Source organism: Rhodospirillaceae bacterium (genome assembly GCA_016712715.1).
In the GTDB taxonomy this organism is placed as follows: Bacteria; Pseudomonadota; Alphaproteobacteria; order Dongiales; family Dongiaceae; genus Dongia.
This window is the reverse complement of the sequence record JADJQM010000001.1, coordinates 712,981-728,935: the sequence shown is the minus strand read 5'-3', so window position 1 is coordinate 728,935 and position 15,955 is coordinate 712,981. Positions and strand designations below refer to the sequence as shown.

Genomic DNA, 15,955 nt, shown 5'->3' with positions numbered 1-15,955 from the left:
CACATTCGACTCAAACCGCCGTTTCTAACGTCTTGAATCGCTTTTCTATTGACGGGTGGAATCGGAGTGTGATTCGCTGAGCGCATGGAAATCGGTCGCGAAATCCGGCGTCGCCTGCGCCAAGTTGCTCTGCCTCTCTTGGGGGCGTGCCTTTCTGCCTATTTCGTGTTCCATGCCATCCATGGCGACCGCGGCATCCTAGCCTGGCTGCATCTCAACCAGGAACTGAAGGCCGCGACCGCCCAGGCGGCCGAAGCCTCGGCCGACCGCAAGGCGATGGAGCGGCGTGTGACGCTCCTCTCCAACAGCTCCCTCGACCTCGACATGCTCGAAGAACGCGCCAGGGTGATGCTGAACTACGCCCACCCCGACGACCTCATCATCTTCCTGCAGCCCAGCGACACCGACCCGGCCGGCGTTCACGCCGTCATGGTAGTCGCAACTCCCCTTATCGTCATGGTCCGCGCAGGCGGCCACCTACGAGTTGGTTGGCGACTGACGATAGCAATTCGTGGGTGGCCCGCCTGCGCGGACCATGACGCGTGTGTTGACCGGGCCATTCTTAACCACTATTCGGTTAATAGCCACTTTATCGTATAATATCAACATATTAACTGTTGTTGATTTGCGTCGGATTAACCACGATAATCTAGCCGATTGACCGGCGCACCCGAGGCTGTGCGGATGGTCGACAGGCCGAACCAACGGCTTATAGTCAACAGCCAAAACCCAGTCAGGGGGGTCTAATGGCCAAGTCAGCGACACGCGCGGCATCCAAAGCCGCTGCCCCGGTATCTGCACAGGATCTCATCCAGTATTATCGCGACATGCTGCTGATCCGTCGCTTCGAAGAGAAGGCCGGCCAGCTCTACGGCATGGGCCTCATCGGCGGATTCTGCCACCTCTATATCGGCCAGGAGGCCGTGGTGGTGGGCATGCAGGCCGCGGCCGAGCCGCAGGACAGCGTCATCACCTCGTATCGCGATCACGGCCACATGCTGGCCTGCGGCATGGACCCCAAGGGCGTCATGGCCGAGCTGACCGGCCGCCGTGGCGGCTACTCCAAGGGCAAGGGCGGCTCGATGCACATGTTCAGCCGCGAGAAGAAATTCTATGGCGGCCACGGCATCGTCGCAGCCCAGGTGCCGATCGGCACCGGTCTCGGCTTTGCGCACAAATACAACGAAGATAACGGCGTCAACATGGCCTATTTCGGCGATGGTGCTTTGAACCAGGGCCAGGTCTACGAGCTTCAACATGGCGGCCCTCTGGAAGCTCCCCGTGGTCTATGTGATCGAGAACAACCAGTACGCCATGGGCACCTCGGTGGCGCGTTCCGCCGCGGGCTTGAAGCTCTGCGACCGCGGTGCCGCCTACGGCATTCCCGGTCAGCAGGTCGACGGCATGGATGTGGTGAAGGTCAAGGAAGCTGCCGCCATGGCGCTGGCTCATGCGCGGGGTGGTGACGGTCCCTTCATCCTCGAGATGAACACCTATCGCTATCGCGGCCATTCCATGTCCGATCCCGCGAAATATCGCACCAAGGAAGAAGTGGCGAAAATGCGCCAGGAACATGACCCGATCGATCGGCTGCGCGAGCGTCTGCTTGCTGAGAAGCTGACTGACGAAGCGGGTCTCAAGAACATCGACCGCGAGATCAAGGACATCGTCTCGCAGGCCACCGAATTCGCTCAATCCTCGCCGGAACCGGATCCATCGGAGTTGTGGACCGACATCCTGGTTGAAGCCTGAAGGGGAAGGAGCTCATATGCCCACCGAGATTCTGATGCCCGCACTGTCGCCCACCATGACCGAGGGCAAGCTGGCCAAATGGCTTAAGAAGGCCGGCGATTCCGTGAAGCCCGGCGATATCCTGGCTGAGATCGAGACCGACAAGGCGACCATGGAAGTGGAAGCCGTCGACGAAGGCATCTTGGAAAAGATCCTGGTCGAAGCCGGGACCGAGAATGTCGCCGTCAACGCGCCGATCGCCATCCTGCGCGGCGAAGACGAAGCGGCGGGTGCCTCACCAGCCGCCAAGGCGGCACCGCAAGCAGCAGCCGCCCCGGCTGCGGCGGCACCATCCCAGGTCGCAGCGCCCGCCATCGTGAAATCCGCTGCCGCCGAACCGGAATATACCGGTGCCACCGCGACCCATACCGTGCGCGAAGCTTTGCGCGATGCGATGGCCGAGGAAATGCGCCGCGATCCCAAAGTGTTCCTGATGGGCGAAGAAGTCGCTGAATATCAGGGCGCCTACAAGGTGAGCCAGGGCTTGCTCGAGGAGTTCGGCCCCAAGCGCGTCATCGACACGCCGATCACCGAACACGGCTTCGGCGGTCTGGGTGTGGGTGCTGCCTTCGGCGGCCTGCGTCCGATCGTCGAATTCATGACCTTCAACTTCGCCATGCAGGCGATCGACCACATCATCAACTCGGCCGCCAAGACGCTCTACATGTCCGGCGGCCAGATGGGTTGCCCGATCGTTTTCCGCGGCCCCAATGGCGCGGCGTCCCGTGTCGGCGCCCAGCATTCGCAATGCTATGCGAGCTGGTACGCCCATTGCCCGGGCCTCAAGGTCGTCTCACCCTATTCGGCGGCCGATGCGAAGGGCCTGCTCAAATCGGCGATCCGCGATCCCAACCCGATCATCTTCCTCGAAAATGAAATGCTCTACGGGCAATCCTTCGAGGTGCCGACCGATCCCGAATTCGTCGTGCCGATCGGCAAGGCGCGTATCGTACGTCCGGGCAAGCATGTCACCATCACCGCCTTCTCGAAGATGGTGGGGACGGCGCTCGCCGCTGCCGACATCCTCGCCAAGGACGGGATCGAGGCGGAAGTCATCGATCTGCGCACCATCCGCCCGCTCGACACCGACACCATCGTTGCGTCTGTCAAGAAGACCAACCGCCTCGTCTCGGTCGAGGAAGGCTGGCCCTTTGCCGGCATCGGTTCCGAACTGTCGGCACTGATGATGGAACTGGCGTTTGATGATCTCGATGCGCCGGTTGCCCGCGTGCACGGCGCCGACGTGCCGCTGCCCTACGCCGCCAACCTCGAAAAGCTCTCGCTGCCGCAGCCCGACTGGGTTGTCGATGCCGCCAAGCGCGTCTGCTACCGCTAAGAAGGGGAGGGTCTGATGCCGATCAATATCCTGATGCCCGCCCTGTCGCCGACCATGACGGAAGGCAATCTTGCGCGTTGGTTGAAGAAAGAGGGTGACGCGGTCAAGGCCGGCGACATCCTGGCCGAGATCGAAACCGACAAGGCGACCATGGAAGTGGAAGCCGTCGATGAAGGCACGCTGGCCAAGATCATCGTCCCCGGCGGTGCCCAGGGCGTGAAAGTTAACGACGTCATCGCCGTGCTGGTGGAAGAGGGCGAGGATGCAAGTGCGGTGAGTGCCGCGCCTGCTGCCGCAAAGCCTGCGCCTGCTGCTGCAGCACCCGCTGCCGCACCGGCAAAAGCTGAAGCTGCCCCGGCCGCGAAACAGCCCGCATCGGTACCCAATGCCGGCGGCCGCATCGTCGCCAGTCCGCTCGCGCGGCGCGTGGCCGAACAGCAGGGCATCGATCTTGCGACCATCACCGGTTCCGGTCCCAACGGCCGCATTGTTATGGCCGATCTTGCCGGTGCGCCCAAAGGTGCCGCGAAGCCAGCGCCGGCCGCTGCCACCGCCAAGGCGCCCGCATCAGCACCTGCCATCGCCGGCACGCCGCAATTCGGCGAACCGGATTTCGATCTCGTGCCGCACACCTCGATGCGCAAGACCATCGCGCGGCGCCTCCAGGAATCGAAGCAGTTCGTGCCGCATTTCTATCTCACGGTCGATTGCGAGATCGACCGGCTGCTGAAAATGCGCGAAGAGATCAATGCCGGCGCGCCCAAGGAAGGCCCCCGCGCCTACAAGCTCTCGGTCAACGACTTCGTCATCAAGGCTTGCGCGCTGGCGCTCATCCAGGTGCCCACCGCCAATGCCTCCTGGTCCGATGACGGCGTCAAGATGTACAAATCGGCCGACATCTCGGTGGCGGTTGCCATTCCGGGGGGTCTCATCACGCCGATCCTCAGGAACGCGGACACGCGCCGCCTCTCCGACCTTTCGGGTGCTATCAAGGAACTGGCCGGCCGCGCCAAGCAGGGCAAGCTGAAGCCGGAGGAATATACCGGCGGCAGCTTCTCGGTTTCAAATCTCGGCATGTTCGGGATCAAGGATTTCAGCGCCATCATCAACCCGCCCCAGGCCTGCATCCTCTCGGTCGGCGCCGGCGAGGAGCGCGCGGTGGTACGCAAGGGCCAGCTTGCCGTCGCTAATGTGATGACCTGCACGCTTTCGGTCGATCACCGCGTGGTCGACGGGGCGACGGGCGCCGAATTCCTTGCCGCCTTCAAGCGGCTCATCGAAAACCCGCTCGGCATGCTGGTGTGATCGTGCGGAAATTTGTCTTCGCCGTATTGATGCTGCTGGCCGGGTCAGATATTGCGCTGGCCGACAGCCTGCGCCCACCGCTCGAAAAGCAGTTCTTCGACTTCTTCGCGCAGGAATGTGTGGCCGGCATGGAAGCTGATGCCAAGAGCATGAATCTCGACACCTCGCAGCCAGCCATCAAGGAAGGCATCGACCGCTATTGCAGCTGCACCTCGCAGGCGGTGGTGAGCTATCTCGATCCCAAGGAGATCATTTCATTCGCCAACGACGCCACCAAGGAGCCGGTAGCCTCGAAGATGAAACCACATTTCGACCGCTGCAAGGGCAAGTAAGGTTGCCGCGCATCGCATGAGGAAGGTTGCCCGCTATCTGCTTATCGCCATCGTGGCGACCATCGTCATTGTCGCCCTGACCTTCGTCTGGGCCATGCAGCGCGAGATTGACATATCGGCGCCGGCAGCACGCGCCGAGCTGGTGAAGGCGATGACATTGGGCTGCAAGCTGGGCCTGCCCGACATCGTGAAGCAGGCGCAGATGAACCGGGCCCTGCAGCCCGCCGAGATGACCGAGATTTGTGGCTGTGCCGTCGAGCGCATCATCGAGACCCATGCCGTTGCCGGCAAGATTACGCCGGGCAACGTGCCGGAGACCTATATCGATGCGACCGAACTGGCCTGCCTCCAGGAACTGCCCGCCCAATAAGAGGCCCAATAAGAGGGATTCGCGCTATGACGGACAATAACTTCGACCTCGTCGTGATCGGTGGTGGACCCGGCGGCTATGTGGCGGCGATCCGCGGCGCCCAGCTCGGCCTCAAGGTCGCGGTGGTCGAGCGCGAAAACCTGGGCGGTATCTGCCTCAACTGGGGTTGCATCCCGACCAAGGCATTGCTGCGCTCGGCCGAGGTTGGGCATCTGCTGAAGCATGCCGATGCCTATGGATTCTCGGCGACCGGCGTCACCTTTGACCTTGCCAAGATCGTCGACCGGTCGCGGAAAGTGGCCGGCCAGCTCTCGGGCGGCGTGAAGCATCTCCTCAAGAAGAACAAGGTCACGGTCTTCGACGGCCACGCCAAGCTCGCCGGCGCCGGCAAGGTGAAGGTCGAGAAGGACGGCAAGCCGGTTGCCGACATCGCCGCCAAGAACATCATTCTCGCGACCGGCGCCCGCGCCCGCAGCTTCCCCGGCCTCGAGCCCGACGGCAAACTGATCTGGACCTATCGCGAGGCGATGGTGCCCAAGGTCATGCCGAAATCTTTGCTGGTGGTGGGGTCCGGTGCCATCGGCATCGAGTTCGCGAGCTTCTACCGCAATCTCGGTGCCGAGGTGACGGTGGTCGAGGTCATGCCGCGCATCCTCCCCGTCGAGGATGCCGAGATTTCGGCCTTCGCCCAGAAGGCGTTCGAGAAGCAGGGCATGAAGATCATGACCGGCGCCAATGTGAAGGCGCTGAAGAAGGGCGCCGACAACGTCACCGCGACCATTGAGGTCGGCGGCAAGACCCAGGACATCACCGTCGACCGCGTCATCCTCGCCGTCGGCATCGTCGGCAATGTCGAGAATCTCGGCCTCGAAGGCACCAAGGTGAAGGTCGAGAAGACCCATATCCTCACCGATGGCTACGGTTTCACCGGCGAGCCGGGCGTCTATGCCATCGGCGATCTCACTGGCGCGCCCTGGCTGGCCCATAAGGCGAGCCATGAAGGCGTCATCTGCGTCGAGAAGATCGCGGGTGTCAAAGACGTGCATCCCCTCAACACGGCCAACATCCCCGGCTGCACCTATTGCATGCCGCAGGTGGCCTCGGTCGGCCTCACCGAACAGGCCGCCAAGGACAAGGGGCACGAGGTCAAGGTCGGCCGCTTCCCCTTCATCGGCAACGGCAAGGCGATTGCCCTCGGTGAACCCGAAGGTATGGTCAAGACCGTGTTCGACGCCAAGACCGGCGAGTTGCTGGGCGCCCACATGATCGGCGCCGAGGTGACCGAGCTCATCCAGGGCTACACTATTGCGCGAACGCTGGAGACAACCGAGGCCGAATTGTTGCACACTGTCTTCCCGCATCCGACCATTTCCGAAACGATGCACGAAGCGGTGCTGGCCGCCTATGGCCGGGCCATCCATATCTGATTGGGGGAGTTGAACTATGGAGCCACAAGCTGATTTCTCGGGTTTCCACTTTTTTGTGGTCATCCTCTGGCTGCTCGTTGTCGCCGTCATGATGATCCCCTACGTTAAGATCATCAAGAAGGCCGGCTATTCGGGCTGGTGGACATTGACCGTGTTCGTACCGCTCCTGAACTTGATCATGCTCTGGGGCTTCGCCTTTTCGACCTGGCCGGTCGAGCGGCGCGCCCGTTCCGAAGATGCGTTCTAGCTGAGAGATTGATTTGACCGAGACCACGCCCATCCTTCGCCACCCGGAGAAAGCCAAGCGTCCGGACACGCCCATCCTGCGCAAGCCGGACTGGATCCGCGTCCGGGCCCCGGGTGGCGAAGAGTACAACAACACCCGCGCGCTTATGCGCAAGCTCGGCCTCAACACCGTGTGCGAGGAAGCGGCCTGCCCCAATATCGGCGAATGCTGGTCGCAGAAGCATGCGACGGTGATGATCCTGGGCTCGGTCTGCACCCGCGCCTGCGCCTTCTGCAATGTGGCGACCGGGCGCCCCGACAAGCTCGATCCCCATGAGCCGGCCCATGTTGCCGAAGCCTGCGCGGCTTTGGGGCTCAAGCACATCGTCATCACCTCCGTCGACCGTGACGATCTCGAGGATGGTGGTGCTGCCCACTTTGCCGAAACCATCCGGCGCATCCGCGACCTCACGCCCACGACCACGATCGAGGTGCTGACGCCGGATTTCCTCAAGAAGCCGCGCTCGATCGAGATCGTCGCCAACGCGGCCCCCGACGTCTTCAATCACAATCTCGAAACCGTGCCGCGTCTCTATCGCCAGGTGCGTCCCGGCGCCCGCTATTACAACTCGCTGCGGCTCTTGAACCGCGCCAAGGAGATCAACCCCTCGCTCTTCACCAAGTCCGGCATCATGGTGGGACTTGGCGAAACGCTGGAGGAGGTTGGCCAGGTGATGGACGATCTCCGCGCGGCCGAGGTCGATTTCATGACCATCGGCCAGTATCTGCAGCCCACACGCAAGCATCACCATGTCGACCGCTTTGTCACACCCGATGAATTCCGGCAGATGCAGCGGATGGGGCAGGGGAAGGGATTCCTGTTGGTAGCCTCCTCGCCACTCACGCGCTCCTCGCACCATGCCGGCGACGATTTCCAGCGATTGCGCGCCGCGCGTGAAGCACAGCTGGCCGCGGCGAGCTGATAAAGACCTGACATGACCGCCCGCGTTCATACCGAGGAACGGCTGTTCCCCTATCGCCCGGACCAGATCTTCGATCTGGTGGCCGATGTCGGCAAATATCCCGAATTCCTGCCCTGGTGCACCGGCGCCCGCATCCGCGAACAGCGCGACGACATGATCCTGGCCGATCTCATGATCGGCTTCAAAATGGTGCGCGAGAAATTCACCAGCAAGGTCTGGCTCAACCGGCCGGAGATGCGCATCGATGTCGAGTTCGTCGACGGCCCGTTCCGCTACCTCAAGAATCACTGGACCTTCGCAGATACCGGCGACGGCCAGTGCCGGATCGGCTTCTATCTCGAATTCGAGTTCAAGAACATCATGCTGCAGAAATTGATCGGCGTGCTGTTTCATGAGGCAGTAAAGCGCATGGTGGCGGCATTCGAGAGCCGCGCGCGCGAGCTTTATGGCCCTGGCCAGCGGTAATCTGCCCGAATCCGCGCTGAGGTCACAGCCCAGCCCGGCGACATTCCCCCTTGTTCTTAAAGGATATTTGCAATCGCTTAACCGCATGCCTGCGACGGAGTCGCGCAGGGCCAGCGCCGCAGGCCCGATTATTGCGTAGAAATAGCGCCATGTTTTCAACGGGCTGCCGCATCGCGACAATGGCACTTGAATGCGCGTTAACGGTTGCCCAAATTGTTAACCGAAGGGCAGTATTTTCCCGAGAGTTCGCAGCACGGTGCGCCGCTTACGTCACGTGCTCGAACGAGTGAGGCTAACGGCAGCGCCGGTTGCGGGTCGTAGGTCCCAGGGATACTCTGTCGCTTATCGAGAAAGGCGCAAGAATCGATCATGTCTGACACCCCAGTGAAGACCCAGAATTACCCCGTCCTGCCGTTGCGCGACATCGTGGTGTTTCCCCACATGATCGTGCCGCTCTTCGTTGGCCGCGAGAAATCCGTGCGCGCCCTCGAAGACGTCATGAAGGACGACAAGCAGATCCTGCTCGCGACGCAGAAGAACGCAGCGCAAGACGATCCCGGCGCCGGCGACATCTATGAAGTGGGCACGGTCGGCACGGTGCTCCAATTGCTGAAGCTGCCCGACGGCACCGTGAAGGTGCTGGTCGAAGGCGGCCAGCGCGCCCGCATCACCAAATTCGTCGACAATGACTCCTTCTTCGTGGCCGAGGCCGCGGTGATCGTCGACGGCCCGATCGAGGGCAAGGAGATCGAGGCGCTCGCGCGCTCGGTCGTCTCCCAGTTCGAGCAGTACATCAAGCTCAACAAGAAGATCCCGCCGGAAGTGCTGGTCTCGATCAACCAGATCGAAGACCCGGCGAAGCTTGCCGACACGGTGGCCTCGCATCTCGCGCTCAAGATCCCCGAGAAGCAGGAAATCCTGGAATGCGGCACGGTCGCCGAGCGCCTGGAGAAGGTTTATGCCTTCATGGAAGGCGAGATCGGCGTGCTCCAGGTCGAGAAGCGCATCCGCAGCCGTGTGAAGCGCCAGATGGAGAAGACCCAGCGCGAGTACTATTTGAATGAGCAGATGAAGGCCATTCAGAAGGAGCTCGGCGAGGGCGAGGAAGGCCGCGACGAAGTGGCCGAAATCGAAGACCGCATCAAGAAGACCAAGTTCTCGAAAGAGGCGATGGAAAAGGCCCTGGCCGAAGTGAAGAAGCTTCGTACCATGAGCCCGATGTCGGCGGAAGCCACCGTCGTGCGCAACTACCTCGATTGGCTGCTGTCCATTCCATGGAACAAGCCGACCAAGGTGAAGCGCGACGTCAAGCTCGCCGAGAAGGTCCTCAACGAAGACCATTACGGCCTCGAGAAGGTCAAGGAGCGCATCCTTGAATACTTGGCCGTCCAGCAGCGCCAGAAGAAGATCAAGGGGCCGATCCTGTGCCTCGTCGGTCCTCCCGGCGTCGGCAAGACCTCGCTCGGCAAATCGATCGCGCGCGCCACGGGCCGCACTTTCTCGCGCATCAGCCTCGGCGGCGTGCGGGACGAAGCGGAAATCCGCGGTCACCGTCGCACCTATATCGGCTCGATGCCGGGCAAGGTCATCCAGGCGATGAAGAAGGCGAAGTCGTCAAATCCGCTGTTCCTGCTGGATGAGATCGACAAGCTCGGCTCTGATTACCGGGGAGATCCCTCATCGGCATTGCTCGAGGTCCTCGACCCTGAGCAGAACGTGAACTTCAACGACCATTACCTGGAGGTCGATTACGATCTCTCGGATGTCATGTTCATCACGACGGCCAACAGCCTGCGCATGGCGCAGCCTTTGCTCGACCGTATGGAGATCATCCGCATCCCCGGCTACACCGAGGATGAGAAGGTCGAGATTGCCATGCGCCACTTGCTGCCCAAGCAGATCAAGGACCACGGCCTGAAGAAGGGCGAATGGGTGCTGTCGGAAGATGCCATCCGCGACCTCGTGCGCTATTACACGCGCGAAGCCGGCGTCCGCAGCCTCGAGCGTGAGATCGCCAATCTCGCGCGCAAGTCGATCAAAGAGATTCTGATGAAGAATCTCAAGAAGGTGACGATCAACCGCCGCAACCTCGGCAAATATGCGGGTGTGCGCAAGTTCCGCTACGGCGAAGCCGAGCTCACCGACATGGTCGGCGTCACCACCGGTCTCGCCTGGACGGAAGTCGGCGGCGAGATCCTGACCATCGAGGCTGTGACAGTGCCCGGCAAGGGCCGCGTCATCGCCACCGGCAAGCTCGGCGACGTGATGAAGGAATCGGTGCAGGCCGCCGAATCCTTCGTGAAGTCCCGCGCGGTTGAATTCGGCATCAAGCCGACGCTGTTCAACCGCAAGGACATTCACGTCCACGTGCCCGAAGGGGCGACGCCCAAGGACGGCCCGTCGGCGGGTATCGCCATGGTCACCACCATCGTCTCCGTGCTCACCGGCAATCCGGTGCGCCGCGACGTGGCGATGACCGGCGAAGTGACCTTGCGCGGTCGCGTGCTGCCGATCGGCGGCTTGAAGGAAAAGCTGCTGGCGGCGTTGCGTGCCGGCATCAAGACGGTGCTCATTCCCAGCGAGAATGAAAAGGATCTTGCCGACATCCCCGAGAATGTGAAAAAAGGCATGCAGATCATTCCGGTGCAGGTGGTTGACGAGGTGTTGAAGAACGCGCTGGTCAATCCTCTGGTGCCGATCGAATGGGTCGAACCGCCTGAAGTCGACCACACCGTCAAAAAGGACGGCGAAGACGAGGTTGGTGGCATCGTTACCCACTGACCTGGGCTGATTTGTCTCAATTAAATCGCGGCATTGCGGGAAAAACCCGTGGTGCCGCGATTGATTTTTGCGTAAACACCGCCCTATTATCCGCCCGCCTTCTTGGCAGGGGATGGGCGAGCAGGTTTCCGCGTTCCAAAAACAAAAAGGGGTTTTCCGTGAATAAAAACGATCTCATTGCCGAAGTGTCCCAGGATACCGGCCTCTCCAAAGCCGATGCCGCCAAGGCGGTTGATTCCGTGTTCGAGGCCATCACCCGCTCGCTGAAGTCGGAGCAGGAAGTGCGTCTCGTCGGTTTCGGCAACTTCCACGTCGCCAAGCGCGAGGCCAGCGTCGGCCGCAACCCGCGCACGGGCGAAGAGATTCAGATCCCCGCGTCCAAGCAGCCGAAGTTCAAGGCCGGCAAGGGCCTGAAGGACGCGATCAATTAAGGTACCGGGTAACGATCAACCGGCGCAGGCTCATCAACTGAGCCTGCGGCCTGGGGGCGATTAGCTCAGTTGGTAGAGCGTCTCGTTTACACCGAGAATGTCGGCGGTTCGAGTCCGTCATCGCCCACCAGCCTTCGCTCGCGTAAGCGGAGTGAAGGCTGTCGCGCCGGAGCCCAAAGGGCGAAGGCGGACTTTAGCCCCGGCGAGCTACGTCTCGGCAAGCCATGAGATCTGGAGCGTTTCCCGCTTAGTTCAAATCGCGTGCTCCTCCCACCTTCAGGGGGGAGGGAGGGGTGGGGGGCCGCGCTCAGTCTCTTTCCCTCAAGATCATCGCCCATGCCCACACCTCGCCCAACTCCGGCAAGCGCAGCGACCCTTGTGAGTGCATTGCCCACCATCTACCATCATCGATCATTGCCAAGGTAAGGATGGATGACCGTAAATGACCGTTCTGCAGACGATGCATCTGACGCTCAGCCCTTGCTCTCCGAACGACCGCGCCGACTTCATCGATCTTGAACTTGATCCGGAGGTCATGCGCTATCTCAATGGCGGTCACGCCGTCGACCATGAACAGGTCGATCCGGACGCGACCTTCCTCATGCCCCGAGGCACAGAGCCTTATGTTTGGACGGCGCGTCGTACCGGCAACGGCGCCTTCGTGGGCTGGTTCTGCTTGTGGCCGGAGAGCGACACATTGGCCGAACTCGGCTATCGCCTGCGCCGAATGGACTGGGGTCAGGGGTTGGCCGTGGAAGGAGCATCGGCGCTCATCGACTGGGGCTTCAGAAGCGCTGGCTATGACAAGATCGTGGCGACCACGATGGCGGTGAACCACGCCTCGCGCCGCGTAATGGAAAAGATCGGCATGGCTCACGCGCGCACAGTTGCCTCGGCCGATTCCATGCCAGGCAGCGAGCACGGCGAAGTCTGGTACGAGTTGCCGCGCACGGGATGGAGCGGCAACTAGAACGTTTCGTGCCCCGGTGGAATCGCGTCCTCCTCCTACCTTCAGGCAGAGTTGTCGCTTGTGACATTTTTAGTCGTCATCCCCGGGCTTGACCCGGGGATCAGCCCGCAACTGAGGAACAGAGCCCAGTCAAACCAGATCCCCGGACCAAGTCCGGGGATGACAAATGAGAAAATGACCCGCATCCGAAGCCTTGCCCTGAAGGGGCGACTTCGTGGGAGCGCGTTTCCGTCAAGAAATGAAACGCACCACCCCGACACGCACGCCACCGCTCCTGAGCGGATCGACTGGATCATGGAGATCGATTGCGCCCCGCCACTGCCGTGACGGAAGAATTTACCAGGACAGCGTCTTGGCATTGTCCTGAAACAGGAGACCACCCGTCCGCTCCGGATTGCCGACCAGCACGCCGGGCACCAGGTCGCTTTCGCTGACGCCATAGTGCTTCATGCACATGGGGCAAACAAGAATGACGGCGCCATTGGCGAGGAGTTGCTGGATGGCTCCTTGCTGCCCTTCAAATTTGCCATTGTTGGACTTGGCGGCAACCAGCACTGCATGATCGTTCAGGAACACCGTCAGCGGATGGCCGCGTTTCAATTGATTCCCGCCGAAACTGAGCGCCATGTCGACTCGGTGCTGGTCATCTGTGGTCAGATTGATGAACAGCGGGTCGGTGGAGCCCGCCAGCGCACTCGACATCGGCAACAAGGTAGCAACGCCAAGGGCAAGCATGACGAGCAGAGCCAGTCTTTTGAAAAACATGTTTCGCCTTTCCTCAAGAGTCCCAACGATAGGTCGACCAGCCGGACGGCTGGCCAAGCGAGAGCATTCTCGACCAGGGCATGCACCACCCGCCTTGATTTCGATCAATCAAAGCCATCTCAATCGTGCTTTCTTTGGGGCGTAACGGTCACGCTGCCGCTTGATCCTCGGTGTGAGGCAGCTGCATTGAGGTGCTCGATTCCCGGGGTCGTCGCCCCTCAACCCAACGGCCAGAGGAATCCCACGACCGGAAACATCGCGCCGCCGACATTCTCCTCCCGGCTCTCAGGCATGCGCGTGCCGCCCAGATGCTGGTAGAAGCCGATGGCCGCCACATTGTCGGCGAGACACCAGATGCTGACCGCCTTGCAGCCGCGCGCCTTCAAGGCCGCGAAGGCGGCGTCTATGAGGGCACGGCCGATGCCCTGTTCGCGCCAATCGGTGGCGACATAGAGCATGAAGACCTCGCCCTCATCCCTGGGCCGGCTTTCGCGCGCGAGTCCGAAATTGACGAAGCCCACCACATCCTCCCCGCCCATATCATCGCTGACCACCGCGACCATCGCATGGCGCGGTCCCTCGGCATGGCTGAGATTGCGGGTCCAGGCCAGCGCATGGGTCTGGGCGTTGAGCCGCAGCAGGTGCCTGTCCGGCAGCAGCCCGGCATAGGCGTCCTGCCAGGTCTCGACATGGACGCGGGCAATGCCGGCCGCGTCGGTCGCACGGGCTGGTCGGATGGTGGGCGTCTCTGTCGGGCTCTCCATGGCTGCCGCCATTCTAGCAGCGGGGGCAGCCATCTTGCCATGTCGGCGTCTTACTGTGCCGCGCGCTGTTTCCCCTGCCAGATGCCGGTCTCGGCTGTGGCGCGCACATAATCCGAAAAATCGCGCGGCCGCCGGCCGAGCGCGCTTTGGACGCCGTCCGTGGTCGAGGCGTTGCGGCCATCCAGCACCTCGGTGAAGAGATAGGTGATGAGGTCGACGATGCCGGGCTCCAGCTGTGCTGCCCGCAAGGCTTCGGCGTAATCCGCGATCGGGATTTGCAGGTAGCTGATTTCGCGCCCAGTCGCGCGCGCAATCTCCGCCACGGCTTCGGCGAAGGTCCACAAGCGGGGACCCGTCAGCTCATAAAGCTGGCCGACATGCCGGTCCTCGGTGAGGGCCGCCACCGCCACATCGGCAATGTCGTCGGCATCGACGAAGGGCTCGCCGACGGCGCCCACCGGCAGGACGACCTCGCCGGCGAGGATCGACTCCAGCAGATAGTTCTCGCTGAAATTCTGCGCGAACCAACTGGCACGCAGGATGGTCGTCTCCAGCCCCGATGCCTGGACGATCTCCTCGCAATGTTGCGCCTCTGCTTCGCCGCGGCCGGAGAGTAGCACCAGACGCTGTACGCCGGCCTTCATGGCCACTGCCGCGAAGGCGGCGATCGTCGTCGAGGCGCCGGGGGCGGCGAGATCCGGAAAATAGGTGATGTAGACAGCGCGCACGTCTCGTATCGCGGTGGCCCATGTGGCAGGCACCGTCCAATCGAAGGGTGGCATCCCGGACCGGGAGCCGAGGCGGATCGGCACCTGCATTATCCGCAACCGCTCGACCACGCGCCGTCCGGTCTTGCCGTTGGCCCCGATCACCAATGTGTCTTTCTCTTTCATGACTCTGTCCCTCCATTGTCGATTGCTGATGCCTTTGAAATATTCCGGGAGGCGAGGCGCAACAATGTCGGCACGTCCGCGTTTTATGCTCATTCGTCCAGGCGGCTGGACGTCCTGTCATGATTTCGGCAGAGTTGCCACATGTCGGACCTGCCGCCCATCAACGATCCAATCGGCGAAGCGCTGCACTTCCTGCGCATCAGCGGGGCTTTCTATGCGCGCTGCGAAGTGAGCGCGCCTTGGGCTGTCGACCTGCCGGCGATGGATGACTTTCTCATGTTCCATATCGTCACCCAGGGCGAATGCCGCGTTCTTGTGGCTGACGCGCCGCCGCTCATCCTGCGCCCGGGCAGCTTCGCCCTCGTGCCCCATGGTGCCGGGCATCTGATGTCGAGCGGCGAGGGTGTTGCGCCGGCAAAACTGTTCGACCTGCCGCGCGACTTCAGCGCCGATCGCTATGAAATCATCCGCCATGGCGGCGGCGGCGCGCCAACCACGATCATCTGCGGCGCCGTGCGCCTCGAACATCCGGCGGCGCAGCAATTGCTCCCACTGCTGCCCAAGGTGATCCATGTCGGTGCCTGGACTTCGCCGGAGATGGATTGGATCGAGAGCACCCTGCGCTTCATCGCCGCGGAGGCGCGCGAGCTGCGGGCTGGCGGCGAGACGATCATCACGCGCCTTGCCGATATCCTCGTCATCCAGGCGATCCGCACCTGGATCGCCCGCGATCCCGGCGCGCGCACGGGTTGGCTTGGGGCGCTGCGCGACAGGCAGATCGGCCAGGCCATCGCAGCCATCCACCGCGACCCCCGGCCCGACTGGACGGTCGCAACCCTGGCCGCCGGCGTCGGCATGTCGCGCTCGGCCTTTGCCGCGCGCTTTACCGAACTGGTCGGGGAACCGGTCATGCACTATGTCGCGCGCTGGCGCATGCAGACGGCCGTCATGTGGCTGCGGGAGGAGGGGGCGTCGGTCGGTGCCGTCGCCGGACGGCTGGGGTATGAATCGGATGCAGCCTTCAGCCGGACCTTCAAGCGGGTGATGGGCAGCTCGCCCGGCGCAGTGCGGCGAAACACGGCGCGCTAACCTGCAAATATCCCCGGAAAACTCGACA

Annotated in this window: 16 protein-coding genes, 1 tRNA gene and 1 pseudogene; 15 read left to right on the top strand and 3 right to left on the bottom strand. The window is 62.2% G+C overall.

Annotated elements, in window-relative coordinates:
* The first annotated feature begins 84 nt into the window (after nucleotides 1-84).
* The 14 genes and pseudogenes from IPK59_03645 to IPK59_03580 all read left to right on the top strand — a co-directional run bounded on the left by IPK59_03645 (nucleotide 85) and on the right by IPK59_03580 (nucleotide 12,416).
* Complete coding sequence (locus IPK59_03645; GenBank protein ID MBK8157909.1) at nucleotides 85-600, top strand: septum formation initiator family protein; 516 nt, start codon at nucleotides 85-87, stop codon at nucleotides 598-600.
* A 146-nt stretch (nucleotides 601-746) separates the two neighbouring features.
* Nucleotides 747-1,752, top strand: a pseudogene (pdhA, locus tag IPK59_03640) (pyruvate dehydrogenase (acetyl-transferring) E1 component subunit alpha).
* A 16-nt stretch (nucleotides 1,753-1,768) separates the two neighbouring features.
* Complete coding sequence (locus IPK59_03635) at nucleotides 1,769-3,127, top strand: pyruvate dehydrogenase complex E1 component subunit beta (protein ID MBK8157908.1); 1,359 nt, start codon at nucleotides 1,769-1,771, stop codon at nucleotides 3,125-3,127.
* 15 nt (nucleotides 3,128-3,142) lie between these two features.
* Nucleotides 3,143-4,432, top strand: a complete 1,290-nt coding sequence (locus IPK59_03630; protein MBK8157907.1) for a pyruvate dehydrogenase complex dihydrolipoamide acetyltransferase — start codon at nucleotides 3,143-3,145, stop codon at nucleotides 4,430-4,432.
* Nucleotides 4,433-4,434: 2 nt separating this feature from the next.
* Nucleotides 4,435-4,764, top strand: a complete 330-nt coding sequence (locus tag IPK59_03625; protein MBK8157906.1) for a hypothetical protein — start codon at nucleotides 4,435-4,437, stop codon at nucleotides 4,762-4,764.
* A gap of 16 nt (nucleotides 4,765-4,780) precedes the next feature.
* Nucleotides 4,781-5,134, top strand: coding sequence for a hypothetical protein (locus IPK59_03620; GenBank protein MBK8157905.1), 354 nt, complete (start codon nucleotides 4,781-4,783; stop codon nucleotides 5,132-5,134).
* 26 nt (nucleotides 5,135-5,160) lie between these two features.
* Nucleotides 5,161-6,561 (top strand): dihydrolipoyl dehydrogenase, encoded by a 1,401-nt coding sequence (gene lpdA / locus IPK59_03615; GenBank protein ID MBK8157904.1) that lies wholly within the window; start codon nucleotides 5,161-5,163, stop codon nucleotides 6,559-6,561.
* A gap of 16 nt (nucleotides 6,562-6,577) precedes the next feature.
* Nucleotides 6,578-6,808: a hypothetical protein gene (locus tag IPK59_03610; protein MBK8157903.1), complete on the top strand. Its 231-nt coding sequence runs from the start codon at nucleotides 6,578-6,580 to the stop codon at nucleotides 6,806-6,808.
* Between the two features lie 7 nt (nucleotides 6,809-6,815).
* Nucleotides 6,816-7,769 carry a lipoyl synthase gene (gene lipA / locus IPK59_03605; protein ID MBK8157902.1) on the top strand — a complete coding sequence of 318 codons (954 nt, stop codon included), beginning with the start codon at nucleotides 6,816-6,818 and terminating at the stop codon, nucleotides 7,767-7,769.
* 12 nt (nucleotides 7,770-7,781) lie between these two features.
* A complete protein-coding gene (locus IPK59_03600; GenBank protein MBK8157901.1) occupies nucleotides 7,782-8,234 on the top strand; it encodes a type II toxin-antitoxin system RatA family toxin in 453 nt (150 codons plus the stop codon).
* A gap of 369 nt (nucleotides 8,235-8,603) precedes the next feature.
* Entirely contained in the window at nucleotides 8,604-11,015 is a 2,412-nt protein-coding gene (gene lon, locus IPK59_03595; GenBank protein MBK8157900.1) for an endopeptidase La, read from the top strand.
* A 158-nt stretch (nucleotides 11,016-11,173) separates the two neighbouring features.
* Nucleotides 11,174-11,446: an HU family DNA-binding protein gene (locus IPK59_03590; GenBank protein ID MBK8157899.1), complete on the top strand. Its 273-nt coding sequence runs from the start codon at nucleotides 11,174-11,176 to the stop codon at nucleotides 11,444-11,446.
* A 54-nt stretch (nucleotides 11,447-11,500) separates the two neighbouring features.
* Nucleotides 11,501-11,576 (top strand) — tRNA-Val (locus IPK59_03585).
* A gap of 312 nt (nucleotides 11,577-11,888) precedes the next feature.
* The gene (locus IPK59_03580; protein ID MBK8157898.1) at nucleotides 11,889-12,416 is read left to right on the top strand and encodes a GNAT family N-acetyltransferase; all 528 of its coding nucleotides are present in this window, start codon (nucleotides 11,889-11,891) and stop codon (nucleotides 12,414-12,416) included.
* A 336-nt stretch (nucleotides 12,417-12,752) separates the two neighbouring features.
* Here the strand turns inward: IPK59_03580 and IPK59_03575 are convergent, their stop codons facing one another.
* The 3 genes from IPK59_03575 to IPK59_03565 form a co-directional block, all read right to left on the bottom strand.
* Nucleotides 12,753-13,151 (bottom strand): DsrE family protein, encoded by a 399-nt coding sequence (locus IPK59_03575; GenBank protein MBK8157897.1) that lies wholly within the window; start codon nucleotides 13,149-13,151, stop codon nucleotides 12,753-12,755.
* A gap of 248 nt (nucleotides 13,152-13,399) precedes the next feature.
* The gene (locus IPK59_03570; GenBank protein ID MBK8157896.1) at nucleotides 13,400-13,945 is read right to left on the bottom strand and encodes an N-acetyltransferase; all 546 of its coding nucleotides are present in this window, start codon (nucleotides 13,943-13,945) and stop codon (nucleotides 13,400-13,402) included.
* Nucleotides 13,946-13,995: 50 nt separating this feature from the next.
* A complete protein-coding gene (locus IPK59_03565; GenBank protein MBK8157895.1) occupies nucleotides 13,996-14,838 on the bottom strand; it encodes an NAD(P)H-binding protein in 843 nt (280 codons plus the stop codon).
* Nucleotides 14,839-14,979: 141 nt separating this feature from the next.
* Here IPK59_03565 and IPK59_03560 point away from each other — a divergent pair, with 141 nt between their 5' ends.
* Nucleotides 14,980-15,927 (top strand): AraC family transcriptional regulator, encoded by a 948-nt coding sequence (locus IPK59_03560; protein ID MBK8157894.1) that lies wholly within the window; start codon nucleotides 14,980-14,982, stop codon nucleotides 15,925-15,927.
* The last annotated feature ends 28 nt before the right edge of the window (nucleotides 15,928-15,955 follow it).